This is a genomic window from Micromonospora sp. NPDC005203 (genome assembly GCF_042872705.1).
Taxonomy (GTDB): domain Bacteria; phylum Actinomycetota; class Actinomycetes; order Mycobacteriales; family Micromonosporaceae; genus Micromonospora.
The window spans coordinates 94896-108473 of record NZ_JBIAKV010000006.1; the positions used below are offsets into that span (position 1 = coordinate 94896).

At 71.3% G+C, this 13578-nt stretch carries 10 protein-coding genes; 6 read left to right on the top strand and 4 right to left on the bottom strand.

Annotated elements, in window-relative coordinates; genetic code table 11:
* Nucleotides 1-2 precede the first annotated feature (2 nt).
* The gene (locus ACFYPM_RS15950; protein ID WP_387196667.1) at nucleotides 3-815 is read right to left on the bottom strand and encodes a GntR family transcriptional regulator; all 813 of its coding nucleotides are present in this window, start codon (nucleotides 813-815) and stop codon (nucleotides 3-5) included.
* A 158-nt stretch (nucleotides 816-973) separates the two neighbouring features.
* Between ACFYPM_RS15950 and ACFYPM_RS15955 the strand changes: the two genes are divergently transcribed.
* The 4 genes from ACFYPM_RS15955 to ACFYPM_RS15970 all read left to right on the top strand — a co-directional run bounded on the left by ACFYPM_RS15955 (nucleotide 974) and on the right by ACFYPM_RS15970 (nucleotide 7000).
* Nucleotides 974-1249 (top strand): hypothetical protein, encoded by a 276-nt coding sequence (locus tag ACFYPM_RS15955; protein WP_387196670.1) that lies wholly within the window; start codon nucleotides 974-976, stop codon nucleotides 1247-1249.
* A gap of 477 nt (nucleotides 1250-1726) precedes the next feature.
* Nucleotides 1727-4801, top strand: a complete 3075-nt coding sequence (locus ACFYPM_RS15960) for a S8 family serine peptidase (RefSeq protein WP_387196673.1) — start codon at nucleotides 1727-1729, stop codon at nucleotides 4799-4801.
* Nucleotides 4802-4995: 194 nt separating this feature from the next.
* The gene (locus ACFYPM_RS15965; RefSeq protein WP_387196676.1) at nucleotides 4996-6339 is read left to right on the top strand and encodes a serine hydrolase domain-containing protein; all 1344 of its coding nucleotides are present in this window, start codon (nucleotides 4996-4998) and stop codon (nucleotides 6337-6339) included.
* 46 nt (nucleotides 6340-6385) lie between these two features.
* A complete protein-coding gene (locus ACFYPM_RS15970; RefSeq protein WP_387196679.1) occupies nucleotides 6386-7000 on the top strand; it encodes a hypothetical protein in 615 nt (204 codons plus the stop codon).
* Between the two features lie 57 nt (nucleotides 7001-7057).
* On the opposite strand, the gene ACFYPM_RS15975 is transcribed toward ACFYPM_RS15970, so the two are convergent.
* Nucleotides 7058-7990: a LysR family transcriptional regulator gene (locus tag ACFYPM_RS15975; protein ID WP_387196682.1), complete on the bottom strand. Its 933-nt coding sequence runs from the start codon at nucleotides 7988-7990 to the stop codon at nucleotides 7058-7060.
* A gap of 122 nt (nucleotides 7991-8112) precedes the next feature.
* Between ACFYPM_RS15975 and ACFYPM_RS15980 the strand changes: the two genes are divergently transcribed.
* Nucleotides 8113-9360, top strand: coding sequence for an MFS transporter (locus tag ACFYPM_RS15980; protein ID WP_387196685.1), 1248 nt, complete (start codon nucleotides 8113-8115; stop codon nucleotides 9358-9360).
* 23 nt (nucleotides 9361-9383) lie between these two features.
* On the opposite strand, the gene ACFYPM_RS15985 is transcribed toward ACFYPM_RS15980, so the two are convergent.
* Together ACFYPM_RS15985 and ACFYPM_RS15990 are read right to left on the bottom strand one after the other, a co-directional pair.
* Nucleotides 9384-10286 carry a hypothetical protein gene (locus ACFYPM_RS15985; RefSeq protein ID WP_387196688.1) on the bottom strand — a complete coding sequence of 301 codons (903 nt, stop codon included), beginning with the start codon at nucleotides 10284-10286 and terminating at the stop codon, nucleotides 9384-9386.
* Nucleotides 10283-10681 (bottom strand): hypothetical protein, encoded by a 399-nt coding sequence (locus ACFYPM_RS15990; protein ID WP_387196691.1) that lies wholly within the window; start codon nucleotides 10679-10681, stop codon nucleotides 10283-10285. The genes ACFYPM_RS15985 and ACFYPM_RS15990 overlap by 4 nt, the downstream gene beginning before the upstream one ends.
* A 74-nt stretch (nucleotides 10682-10755) precedes the next feature.
* On the opposite strand from ACFYPM_RS15990, the gene ACFYPM_RS15995 reads away from it, so the two are divergent.
* A complete protein-coding gene (locus tag ACFYPM_RS15995) occupies nucleotides 10756-13554 on the top strand; it encodes a CHAT domain-containing protein (RefSeq protein ID WP_387196693.1) in 2799 nt (932 codons plus the stop codon).
* Nucleotides 13555-13578: the final 24 nt, after the last annotated feature.

The window sequence follows — 13578 nt, forward strand, 5'->3', positions numbered from 1 at the left end:
GGTCATGACCCGTTTCTCGGTCCGGCGTCGGGCCACGGCTCCTTGGCGTTCGAGTCGCGGTGCAGGACGTGGACCGTTTCGACCCGGTCGCTCGCCACGACGTACTCGGTCACCTCGACCGGCTTCTTGTCGCCTCCCGAGGTGCCGACCCGCACGATCTCCAGTACGGGCAGGTTGGTGGGGATCTCCAAGAGGGCTGCTTCGTCCTTGCTGGGCATTCGGGCGCGGTGAATCTCCATCCAACTGATGGGCCAGTGGCCGGCGGCCTCGATGTGGTGCAGCCACTCGCCCGCTGCTGGGTTCGCGTCCAGTTCGGCGACGATGTCCGCGACTCGTGGGTGAATCCACGAGATGTTGATCTGGAATGGCGCTTCGGAGGCTGGCCCGGTAACCCGAAATCGGCGAAGCACGTCGGTGCCGGGCTCCACTCCGAGAAGCTTGGCGATGCGGGGATCGTCCAGTGGGGCCGGCGCGTTGACGGCCCTGCCGTGGCGAACCCACACCTCCTGGCTGCTTGCTGACGGAAACGAGTATCCGGTTGCCTGCTCGTTGCGCTTGACCAGGTCGCCGCGGGGTCGACGTGGACGAATGGTGCCGTATCGAACGGCGATGCCCCGCCCCTGCACCGCCCACACGTAGCCCTCCGTCTCCAGCAGGGCTATCGCCCGCCCGACGGTGTCGCGGTTGGCGTCGTACTCGGCAGCGAGATCGTTGAGGGTCGGAAGCCGCGCGGCCGGCTCCCACTCTCCGGCTTCGATCCGCTCTCGGATCATGGCCGCGATGTTCAGGTAGCGCGAGTGCACCGGCACGCCCACTCCCTCCTCACTTGTCCCGTGACAATCCTTGACTCTGAGCCAGATTGTCCCAAGACTATCGTGCAGAGATTGTCCCAAGACAATCTGGTGTTAGGAGCCTGCGGGTCGAGTCACCCGTCGAGACCGGCGCATCGGGGTGCCTGAGGAGGAGGGTGTACGTGACTGGAAATCCTGGCGAGCCAGGCGAGCTGCGGGCCGCGAGCGAGCGGTCGATGCCTGAGATCCCGACGGTTGTCGTGGCGGAAGTGCCGCAGGTCTTCGTTCTCATCAGGAACGAGGAGGTCGTCGGCTATCTCTTCGATCTTCCATCCGGGGCAGTTGCCATCCTCGACGGTGCGCGGGAGATCGTCCGATCGGACTGCCTGGAAGACTTCACCAGGTCCTTCGGCCCCCGGCTGGACCTCGACATCGCGAAGGTCAGGCAGGACTTCTGACCGCGCGCCTCCGGCCCTTGCGTCGGCGGGCGGTCCACTGCGTAATCTCGGGTCCCCTCCGTAGTCGGGCGGCGGAGTTGGCCGACCGCCTGGGGCGGTTCGGTGACCGCAGCACCCGTTCCGTGGCTACGCCGCGCGAGCGTCATCCCCACGCCGGACCGAAACACGCCCTGGACGAGCCCGCCGAGGGCCGGGTCGCTGCTGCCGTCCGTGCCGTCCTCGACGTGACCCGCGCAGCGGTACGCGAAGGCGGCGTGGACCGTGAGGTCGTACCAGCGGGGGTGTAAGCCCTGCTCAGGCGGCATCGGGAAAACTTGATCTAGGCGCGGTCGACCGATTGTGATCTTATTCGCACCAGCGATCCGTAACACCGTGCAAACCATCGATTAACCGTCGGCGGCTTAGGTGGGGGAGCGCTCCCATGAGCGGATCGTGATTGCGGAACAGCTCCACAAGGGAGCCATCGAAAGGAGCCTCGTGGCTACAGGCACGAGCGAGAACAGGCTGCGACGACTAGCGATACCGACGCTTGTCGTCGCCCTGATCACCGGCACCACCGGGGTTGCGGGATCGGCGTCGGCGGCCCCCGGAGGGGCATCGGGCAGCGGCACCGGCTACTTCACCACCGGGCAGGACAAGAAGGTCACCCTGACCGACGGGGCCGATCGTCGACCCGGCGGCCGGAATGCGGCCAGCCAACGGGCCGCGACGGACCCAACCGCCTTGGGCGTGTACGTCGTCGAGCTGGCCGAGGACCCGCTGACCGCGTACGCCGGCGGTGTGTCCGGGCTGGCGCGGACCCGTCCGGAGGTGGGCGCCCGGCTGGACGTGACCTCGGCCCCGGCGCGGGCCTACCGCGGACACCTCGACGCGCAGCGTAAGGCCGTCGCTGCCGCCGCCGGGGTGACTGTCAAAGCGGCGTACACCGCCGCCTTCAATGGATTCTCCGCGAAGCTGACCGCCGAGCAGGTGACCACCCTGCGGGCGGACAAGCGCGTCCACGCGGTGACCGCTGCGCAGGCACTCGGCACCAGGACGCCGCCGCCCACCGCGCCGGCACCGGCCGCCCCGGCACCCGGCGCTCCGGGCGCCACCGCTCCGGCCGCGCCGGAGCAGCCCCCGGCGGGAGGTCCCGCCGGCAAGCCGGTCAAGCCCGGCCCCGGCACGGGCGCGGGCATGGTCATCGGCGTTCTGGACACCGGCATCTGGCCGGAGAGCGCGTCGTTCGCCAAGAAGATGCCGGCCCCCTCGACCTGGCACGGCACCTGTCAGACCGGTGTCGCCTTCGTGGCCGAGCACTGCAACGGCAAGATCGTCGGCGCCCGGTACTTCGCCGACACGTGGCTCGCGGGCGGCGGCTCGGTGCCCGAGGGCGAGGTGCTGTCTGCCCGTGACATGAACGGGCACGGCACGCACACCGCGTCCACGGCGGCCGGCCTGCCGATTCCGAACGTGACCATCGACGGTCGGCGCTTCGGTCCCGTCTCCGGGGTGGCGCCGGACGCCCAGATCGCCGTCTACAAGGTGCTCTGGAACGGCATGGGCTTCGACGCCGACATCATCGCCGGTATCGACGCCGCCGTCGCCGACGGCGTGCAGGTAATCAACTTCTCCATCGGCAGCGAACTCGGCGACTGGGAGGCGAACACCCCCATCGGCAGCGCCTTCCTCAACGCCACGCTGGCCGGAGTCTTCGTGGCGGCCTCGGCCGGCAACACCGGCATCGTGAGCGGGGCGATCAGCAACGCGGCACCCTGGGTGACCACGGTCGGCGCGGCGGTGACCAACCTCGACGAGGCGACCGTCAAACTGGGCGACGGCACGAAGCTCGTGGGCGGCTCGCTGGACGCGATGCCCGGCGGCGACACGCCGATGGTCTTCGGCGACCAGGCCGGATCGCCGGATCTGGGTGCGGTCTACTGCGAACCGGGCAGCCTCGACCCGGCCAAGATCAAGGGCATGGTGGTCGCCTGCGCGCTCTCCGACATGTTCGGCTCGGCCGCCGAGATCAAGGCCAAGGGCGGCGCGGCGATGGTGGTGTTCGACCCGGTCGGCAACTACCGGATCAACTCGATCTTCAACTTCCCGGTCGTCTACCTGCCGACCGAGAAGCAGGCCGGCACGCTGTTCAACTACCTGATGCGCCACCCCACGGACGCGAAGGCGTCCCTGCGCAGCGGCGGTGACGGCTCCAGCGTCCCGGGCCTGCCCAGCGTCGCGGACTTCTCCTCCACCGGCCCGTCCAGTGTGGCCGTCGGCGTCCTCAAGCCGGACCTGGTCGCGCCGGGTTCGGACATCATCGCCGCGGTCTCCCCGGCGGGCAACTTCGGGCGGGCGTACGACGCGTACTCGGGCACCTCGATGGCATCGCCGTACGTGGCCGGCGCGGCCGCGGTGCTGCGTGCCGCGCACCCGACCTGGTCGCCGGGCGCGGTCGCCTCGGCGCTGCGCACCACCGCCACCGACACGGTCGGCACCAGCAACCCCCTCGACCAGGGCAGCGGTTTCATCAACCTGGCCGGGGCCGCCGACCCCGGACTGGTCATCGAGCCCACCGCGGCGGATCTGGTCACCTTCAGCGAGACGGCCGCGCCGGACGGCAGGGAACTCAACCTGCCGGCCATCTCGCTGCGCGAGTACGACGGGACCCGTCCGGTGACACTCACCCGCACCCTGACCAACGTGGGCAAGGCGCGGGAGACCTACCGCTCGTCGGTGTCCGGGCTGGACGGCATGAAGGTCACCGTGACGCCGGCGTCGGTGACGCTGGCACCCGGCACGTCCGCGACCGTGACCATCACGCTGCGTCGGGGCAGCGCACCCTGGGACCGGTACGTCACCGGGTCGATCGGCTGGCGCGGCAAGGCCCACAGCGCCCGGATCCCGGTCACCGCCCGTCCGTGGGGCGTCATGCCCCGACCGTACGGGGACGACGGGGAGGAGTTCGGCCGGATGACCAGCGGTGCGTTCGGCTTCTTCCAGCCCGGCTTCACCGGACCGCTCACCGGTCGCAGCACCGGTTACACGCCGATGCGGCGCGCGTCGTACTCGATGCCGGCCGGCGTCTACGGTGGCGTGTTCGACCCGTTGGCCCCCGGTGTGAAGAAGTTCGACTTCACCGTGCCGGCGAACACCGCGGGCATCATGGTCGAGACCAACACCGAGGACCCGAACACCAACCTGGACCTCTACCTGTACCGGGGCGACACCCTGGTCTACAGCAGTGACAGGTACTGGACCAGCACGGAGCAGGCGTACAAGTTCCTGCCCGAGCCGGGGCGCTACACCGCGTACGTGTTCGCACAGTTCCCCGGTGGCCCGGTCGTCGACTTCCAGTTCGGTCACGCCATCATCGGCCGCAACGCGAAGTACACGGGTGCCACGCTGACGCTGCCCCGCACGGTGGAGCGCGGCTCGTCGCAGCAGTTCAACCTCAAGCCGAACAAGCCGCTGCCCGCTGGCGACTTCTGGGCCTACACCGAGTACAGCAGCACCAACGGAACGGTCATCCCCGGCAACCTCGTCTACACCCAGCAGAGTGCCTGGGAGTAGCGGATAGCAAACCTGTGGGGCGGTGCCGAGCGCACCGCCCCACGGTCCCCGCCCTCCCGCGATCTTGCACTTTCTGCCCCGGCGTAGGGGGCATATCGGCGCGTATGGGCGACCGAAACTGCAAGATCGACGCGGCGGGCATCGCCTGTCGAGTGGGCTTGAACCACCGACGTGCGTGGTCAAGAATCGGCGCTGTGGAGGACGGGGACTTTTCGCAGGACTGGGTCCAGTTGCTGGGCAACCTCGACCGGCAGGTGTCCTCTGGGCTGCTGTCGCCGGACACGGCGGCGTTGACCGATCTGATGGGCAGCTACCAGGTGCCGGGGGTCAGCATCGCCGTCGGCCACCTGGACGGGCAGGTGTGGGCTGCCGGGTACGGCGTCACCGGTGGCGCGACGTCGACCCCGGTCACCGCTGGCACCGCGTTCGCGGCCTGTTCGATAAGTAAGCATGTCGCCGCGTTCGGGGCACTGCGACTGGTCCAGGACGGTGTGCTGGCCCTGGACACCGACATCCGCGCGTACCTCACCTCGTGGCGCCTGCTCGACCGCGAGGGCCGGCAACCCGCGGTCACCGTCCGACAGTTGCTGGCCCACACGGCGGGCCTGTCCGACACCTGGTACCGCGGCTACCCGGCGGATCGCGCCCCGTCGCTGGTGCAGGTCCTGGACGGCAGCGGCCCGACGACCACCGCACCGGTCCGGTCGACCCTGCTGCCGGGCAGCCGTTTCCGTTACTCGGGCAGCCACTACTGCGTACTCCAGCAGTTGCTTGTGGATGTGACAGGCACGGCGTTCGAGGACCTGATGCGCACGCTGGTCCTGGACCCGGTGGCGATGGCCGACAGCAGCTTCGACCAGCGGTTTCCGCACCAGCGGCCGCATCTGGTAGCCCGGGGCCACCACGGCGGCGGCACCGCCATCCCGGGCGGCTGGCGTACGCAACCGGAGTTGGCGGCGGCAGGACTGTGGAGCACCCCGACCGACCTGCTCCGGCTCGACCTGGAAATCGCCCGAGCGGTCTCGGGAGACTCGCGGCTGCTGAACCGCGACCTGGCCACCGACATGTGGAAGCCGCAGCTTGCGGGCGGCGCCTACGGGCTCGGCACCGAGGTCGAGGACCGCGCCGGACACCGGCGTTTCGGACACACCGGGTTGAACGTCGGCTACACCTGCTTCTCGTACGTGTGGCCCGACAGTGGCGTCGCGGTCGCGGCGATGACCAACTCCGAGGACGGCTGGGAGACGCTGGTCAGCATTCGCGCCGCCGCGGACCGTCGATACGCCACAGCTGTCACCACCGCACCGTCGGGTGACGTGTCGGGTCGCTACGTCCTGCGCGACGACTGTCCGATCGACATCGCGGTCTCCGACGGTCACCTGACCTTCTCCGCCGCTGGGCAGCAACCGGTGGTGCTGCGCGCAGACCCGGACGGTCGCTACCTCCACCCCGGACTCGACCTGGAGATCCGGTTCCTGCCTGCCGACGTCCTGGAACTGCGGCAGGAGGGAGTGACGCAAACCGCGAAACGATCGTGACGGCGATGGATAGCGATTCGATCTTGGTTGCACTACTCTGCCCGCCATGGCCCTGAGTCCAGAACAGTTCTATGACCACGCGATCTCCGTCGCGGACGGCGAACGGCGGCTTCCGCTGGCGGCGGGTATGACCGGATGGGACATCAGCCCATTCGACCAGGACGGGCTACGCGCCGCGCCGCTGCGCCCGCCGGTGCTGCCCGAGCCCGCCCGACACGGTGAGGACCCGGCGGAGTGCCAGAACTGCCAGGAGCGCGACGAGGGGATCTGGTTCAACGAGCACTGGCGGCTGGCCCGTATCACGGGCGTGGGCGTGCCGCTGGCGCTGATGCTGTACCCGCGCGACCACTACGACATGGCCGACCTCCCCGACGATCTCGCCGCGGAGCTGGGCCTGCTGAGCACGCGAATCGTCCGCCACGTGCAGGCCCTGCCGCACATCTCGCGAGCCCACGTCTACCGCGTCGGTGACGGTGGCGCCCACCTGCACGTCTGGTTCTTCGCGCGCCCCGAGGGTCAGGCGCAGCTCTTCGGATCCTGGTTGGTCGTCTGGGACGACCTCCTGCCGGAGTATCCCGCCGACATCGCCGAGGCGGACGCCGCGATCGTGGCTGACGCCCTGGTCGCCTCACACGGAGGCCGCCGAACGGCCACCCCGTGACCGCGCGCCCGACCGGCTGATCCGGGCGCAGGGACACGTCCAACAGCGCCCGTGCCCTCAGGTGGCTGGTGCCCAGGATGGGCGCCAGGTATCCGCGGGGAGCGCAGCCAGGCTCGCGACGTGGTCGATGACCGCCCGCAGGCCCGGGTGCGGGTTCGCCCGGGGGAGGAGCAGCGACAGCGGGTACGCGAGCGTCGGACGCTCGATCGGGATGCGACGTAGGTCATGGTTCGCCGGCCAGAGGTACCGGTCGCGCGAGCCGACCAGGGTCGCCACGTCGACGGAGTCCGCGAGGATGTCGAGGAGGACCTCGTCGCCGAAGTGCGGGCCTGCCGCGTCGATGCGGAGGTCGAATTCGGTCGCGAGCTGGTCGTAGAAGTCCGCCCATTCGCTGCGCGGTGCGATGCCCGGCACCCAGATCCGATGACCGCGTAGCTGCGTCGGTGTCAGTGACCGGGCGGCGGCGAGCGGGTGCCTCGGGCCGACGAGGAGTTCCGTCGGGGAGTCGAACGCGCGGATCATCCGTACGTCGCGTGGCAGGGCGGCCGGGTCGGTGACCGAGCGGAACGAGGCGTCGATGTCGCCGGCCTGGACGGCGGCGGCCGCCTCACGCGGGTCGTTGACCCGCAGGGTCACCACGTCGAGGGTGATCTCCGGATGCGACCGCCAGTAGTCGTGCAGGACGACGGCCTGCGCGGATCGCAGGCCGAGAACGTCGATCCGCAGGGCCCGCGAGCCGGGCCTGATCGCGGCGACGCCACGGTCGACACCGGCGACGACGTCCCGGGCGTGCGCGAGGAACGCCTGGCCGTCGAGCGTCAGCTCGACCCCTCGGGCGGTACGGGTGAACAACCGCACGTCGAGTTCACGTTCGAGGGCCGCGATCCGCTTCGACACGGCCTGCTGCGTCACGCCCAGCTCGTCGGCCGCCTGTTGCAGCTGCCCGAGTTCCGCCGCCCGGACGAACGATCGCACGGCCTCGGTATCCACTGACTCATTATGCCTACATACAACCGATGGTTGTGACTCGCCCGAATGTCGGTTGTTTGATTCCGCGCCGGCCCGGGCGGTGGGATGCCCGGACCGGAACGTCTGTTGTCACGGGGAGTCGCATGCGTACGCGGTTGGGGTCCAACGTCGGGTGGCTGTGGTCGGCGTACGGTGTCAGCGCGTACGGCACGTGGCTCGCCTTTGGCGCGTTTCCACTGCTCGCAGTGCAGGTGCTGGACTCGTCGGCGTTCGCCGTGGCACTGCTGGAGGCGGCGGGGCTCGCCGTCGCGGCGATCGTCGCCCTCTCGCTCGGACCGTGGGTCGAGCACCGGGCCAAGCGTCCCGTGATGATCGTGATGGACCTGGTCCGGTTCGCGGCGATGGCCAGTGTCCCGGTCGCGTACGTCCTCGGCGTGCTGTCGTACGGTCAACTGTTGGTTGTCTCGGTGGTCTCCGGGACGGCGAGCATCGCGTTCGCCACCGCGTCCGGCGCGTACCTGAGGCATCTGGTCCGCGCTGAGCACCTGCTGGTGGCGAACGGGCGGTTCGAGGGCACAACCTGGACGGCGACCGCAGTGGGTCCGCCCCTCGGTGGCGCGCTCGTCGGGATGCTCGGCCCGGTCGTCACGGTCCTGACCGACGCGCTCAGCTACCTGCTGTCCGCGCTCGCGGTCCTGCGTATTTCGGGCGGCGACGTCGCGACTCCCCGCGGCCGGGTCACCCGGCTGCGCCCAGCCGACCTGCTGCACGGCTGGCGACTCGTCCTCGGCGACCGCGTCCTGCGGGGTCTGTTTCTCAACTCGGTGCTGGTCGGCGGCCTCATCATGGCCACCGCCCCGCTCCTGGCCGTTCTCCTGCTGGGCGAGTACGACGTCCCGGCCTGGCAGTACGGTCTCGCCTTCGGCATCCCGGCGCTCGGTGGGTTCGTGGGTGCCCGCCTGTCCGCGCGTCTCGTGCACCGCCACGGCCGGCACCGCGTCCTGACGGTCACCGGTTGGCTGCGATCGGTGTTTCCCCTCGGTCTCGCGTTCGTCCAGCCCGGCATCCCCGGGGTGGTCACCGTGATCGTCGTCGAGGGTCTGCTGATCACCTGCATGGGCGTCTTCAATCCGATCTACGCGACCGAACGCCTGCACCGGACTCCGGTGGCGTACACCGCCCGGGTCCTCAGCACCTGGAGTGCCAGCAGCAGACTCCTCCAGGCCGTCCTGATGGTGATCTGGGGTGTGCTCGCCACCCGCACCAGCGCGCTCGCCGCGATCACCGTCTCCGGTCTACTCCTGCTCGCCACCCCGCTCCTGCTGCCCAGGCGGAAGGACTGGTCGGCCCCGGAGCCGGTCCGGCAGGCCGACGACGTCGCCGTCGCGTGACCCCCGCGCGCTTCGGCTCAGGATCACCGGTCCTTGCGGAGCAGGACCGTCACCGCCTGGCCGTCGGCCGTGCCGAAAATGCCGTCGGTGGGGTGGCCCAGCGCGGCGGCGAGGGCGCGTACGTGCAGATCAACCGCCGCCTCCACCAGGTCGGCCAGCACGGACACCGTGCCGCGGCCGTTTCGCCAACCCGCCACGCACAGGCCGAGGCCGATGACCGCCGCGGGCCACCACAGCAGGCCGAGCGCCAGATACAGCAGCCCCCAGCCCACCCGCCGGGCGGCGGCGGTGAAGTCGACCTGCGCGAGGGCGAGCGGGTCCCGGGTCTCCTCGGGCAGCAGCAACCACAGTCGGGGCCAGGCCGCGGCCAGGTCCAGGCCGTAGCAGTCCCGCACCCGCACCGCCGTGGCGACCATGCGGTCACCGATCCAGGTCGGTCGGTCCGGCTCGGTCAACGCGATCCGGTCGCAGGCGCGGGCGAGCGCCTGGGTGTCCGGCAGTGCTCCGGTGGCGCCGTCGGCAGACCGCAACCGGCGTGCCTTGTCCCGCAGAGCGTTCTCGTAGCGGTCCACGGCGGCGTGCCACCGGCGCCGCCGCCGACGGGTCACGGCCTCGCCGGCTCGGCCCCAGCCCTGCGTCCACAGGGCCACGACCAGGCGTTCCAAGCTCTGAGCGGCCGTCGCGGCGACGACGCTGGCCAGCACCACACCGAGTACGATCAGCAGCGCGGCGCCGGTGCCCGGGGCCGGTGACCCGAGGGCGAGCCGGTCCACCTCCCGCGCCAGCAGCCACAGGTCCCACCACTGGGCGTGGCCGAGCCGTCCCGCCACGGCGGCGACCGCCACGAACACCACACCGGGCAGCGCCAGCCCGGCGAGCCACCGCTCGGCCAGCTTCCCGCCGAGCGAGGCGATGACCGCGTTCACCGGTCCATCCGAAACGTCGGTAGCGGGCAGTCCCACACGGCGCAGTGCGGCGGGCCGGCGTCCGCCCGGGGGATCTCCACCCGGTCGCACAGGTCACCGGGGCACACCTGGACGACCTCCGGGCGGCGGCCGTGGATGCCGACCAGTGGCAGGTAGTGGTGTCCCCGGGCGGCCGTGTCACCACCGACCAGCCCGCTGCGGCGCATCAACTCGGTCACCTCGGCGAGCACCGCGTCCACGCCCTGGTCGGACAGCGGCCGGTCCCGCAGCCGCGCCAGGGCCCGAGCCGGTTCCGGCCCGAGCAGGTCGCCCACCTGCGCGATGTCCACGCAGACCCGGGCCAGCCGGGCCGCCCGGTCGTCGTCGAGTCGCCTGTCCGGCGCCGATTGACTCATCGGCTGATTATCTCCTTTCGATGTCGGCATGCGGCTGGCAGGCTGGGGAGCGACCGCGACGGGGAGGTGTGCGGGTGGGTCACTACGCAAGGGACGCCGTCGACCACTGGCGTCGTGCCGCGGCCCGGCAGCCGCGCGGGGACCGGCGCTGGGCCGAGGCCCAGGTGGAGTTGGGGGCCGCGCTGCTCGACAGGTACCACGCGGACCAGGCGCGGGAGGATCTGATCGAGGCCACCGTCGTGCTGGAGGCCGCGATCCGCACGATGGCCGACTCCTTTCTGGCCCAGGAGTTGGGTACGGCGCACGGTGTCCGCGCGCTGGCCACGTACACCGACGTGCTGCTGGCCAGAGCGCGGATCGAGAGTGAGCCGCAGCTGCTGGACATCGCCGAGCAGTATCTGCAGTTCGCCGAGGACGCCTCGGCCGACCTGGGCAACAGCGCGTTGCTGATGCTCAAGACCTGCCAGGTCCAGCAGGCCCGGCACACCTTCGACGGCTCGGTCGACACGCTCTACCGGCTCACGGCCATCGCCAAGTCGGCCGAGCGGTGGATCAGCGAGGAGCACCGGCCCGTGTTGCGCGGCATCCACGCGGAGGCGCTGCTGCGCGCCTACCAGCTCACCGGGGTGGAGGACTACGTCGACGAGGCGATGGAGTTGGTGTCCTCGGTGGACACGACCGGGCCCAACCAGGACCAGATCGTCATGCTGCGAGCCCGGTGCCTGCTGGCCAGGGCGGCCGGGACCACCCACACCGCCGATGTCGAACGGGCCGTCGCGGTGCTGCGGGACCACACCCCGCAGAGCATCGAACCGCGGATCCTGGCCGGGCAGACGTTGCTCACCCTGGTCGACCGCACCGGCCGCGCCGAGTTGCTCGGCCCGGCCTGGGAGGAGTTCGCCGCCGCGCTGAACACCGTCGGGGAGCGGCATCCGCACCATCGGATGGCGCTCGCCAGCCTCTCCACCGTCGGCATGAAGACACACCAGCTGACCGGGGACGTCTCCGCCCTGGAGACGGCGGTCGGCCTGCTGCGCCGGGCGCTCGCGCTCTCCGTCGGCGGTGAGGCCAACCACGCGTTGTACCTGGACCAGTTGGGCTACAGCCTCCGGCTGCTCTACGACGCCACCGGGGAGCCCGCCTACCTGGAGGAGGCGCTCGTCCTGCTGCGCCGGGCGCTCGACGCCCTGCCCGCGCGCGACCCGCAGCGTGTCAAGACCGGGTTGTCCATCGCCCAGGCGTTGCGGGCGACCTATCTGCGTACCGGTGAACCCGCCCTGCTCACCGAGGCCGCCGAGCGGGCGCGCGCCGCCGGCCGCATCGACTCCGGCGCCGTGCCGGTCCGGATCCAGGCCTTCGACAAGGCGGCCTACACGCTGACCACGCTGGGCCGGTGGGAGGAGGCGACGGAGGCCTTCGACGAGGCCATCACGTTGCTGCCCCGGCTGGCCTCGCGGGGGCGTACCCGCCACGACCAGTACGCCGACCTCGGCTCGACGGCGGGGTTGGCGGCGACCGCCGCCTCCTGCGCGGTCGGCGCCGGGCAGCCGGAACGGGCCCTGGAGCTGCTGGAACGTGGCCGGGGCCTGCTGCTGCACCAGCGGTTGACGGCCGACGGCGAGTGGGCGGCGCTGCAACGCGTCGACGGGCGGCTGGCGGGCGACTTCCAGCGGATGCGCCGGGACTTCGAAGCGCCCGCCCCCGAAACGTCCCGACCCACCACCTTCGGCCGGGACCGGGAAACCGAGTGGAACGTGCTGCTGGCGACGATCCGGGAGCTGCCCGGCCTGGGCGACTTCCTGCGCGCGCCCAGCGCCCGGCAGCTGCTCGACCAGGTCGACGGCACCGTGATCGTGCCGATCGCGAGCGAGTTGCGCTGCGACGCGCTCATCCTGCGGCAGCACCGCGTGACGGTGCTGCCGCTGCCGGGCCTGTCGCTGACCGACGCGATGACGCAGCTACGCCTGCTCCAGGAGGCCACCACCACGGCGTACGACCCGGCAGCGGACGCGCGGAGTCGGCTGCGCGCCCAGTCGGTGCTCACCGGCGTACTGGAATGGTTGTGGCATGCCCTCGTCGGGCCGGTGCTGGAGCACGTCGACGCGCCCGGGGCGGCCGGCGAGCTGCCGCGCGTCTGGTGGTGCCCGGTCGGCCCGCTGGCGTTCTTCCCCCTGCACGCCGCCCAGGCCGGCGCCGGCCGGTCCGCCCTCGACCGGGTGGTCTCCTCCTACACCCCGACCGTGACCGCGCTCGCCCGCAAACGCACCGGGCCGCGACAGTCCCGGCCCGACGCCCGGTCCTGCGTCGTGGCGATGCGCGCCACCCCCGGCGGCCCGGGGGCGCTGCCCAGCGCCGAACGCGAGGCCGCGGCGGCGGCGGCGGCGCTGCCCGGAGCGTGGCTGGGGCTGGACGCGACGGCCACCCGGGAGCAGGTCCTGGACCGGTTGACCGACTCGACGTACGCGCACTTCGCGTGCCACGCGGTGGCCGATCCGCACGACCCGGCGCAGGGCCGGCTGCTCGTGCACGACCACCAGGACAGCCCGCTCACCGTGGCCGACGTGTCGCGGCTCGACCTGGACGCGGAGTTCGCCTTCCTGTCGGCCTGCGCGACCGCCCAGGCCCCGCCGACCCTGGTCGACGAGGCGTTGCACATCACCGGCGCCTTCCAGCTCGCCGGGTTCCGGCACGTCATCGGCACCCTGTGGGAGGTCGAGGACGCGGTCTCCCTCGCCCTGACCACCGCCTTCTACGAGCACGGCGACGCGACCGGGGCGGCGGCGTACGCGCTGCACGCGGCCGTGCGCGGGCTGCGGGACCGCTACCCGCTGGCGCCGACGCTGTGGGCGGCGCACATCCACACCGGCGGCTGACCGCCTCCCACCGGGCCAACGCCC

Excerpts from the sequence above, each read along its gene's own strand:
- ACFYPM_RS15970 (WP_387196679.1), top strand. The coding sequence starts at position 6,386 with ATGGCCCTGAGTCCAGAACAGTTCTATGACCACGCGATCTCCGTCGCG.
- ACFYPM_RS15980 (WP_387196685.1), top strand. The coding sequence starts at position 8,113 with ATGCGTACGCGGTTGGGGTCCAACGTCGGGTGGCTGTGGTCGGCGTAC.
- ACFYPM_RS15990 (WP_387196691.1), bottom strand. The coding sequence starts at position 10,681 with ATGAGTCAATCGGCGCCGGACAGGCGACTCGACGACGACCGGGCGGCC.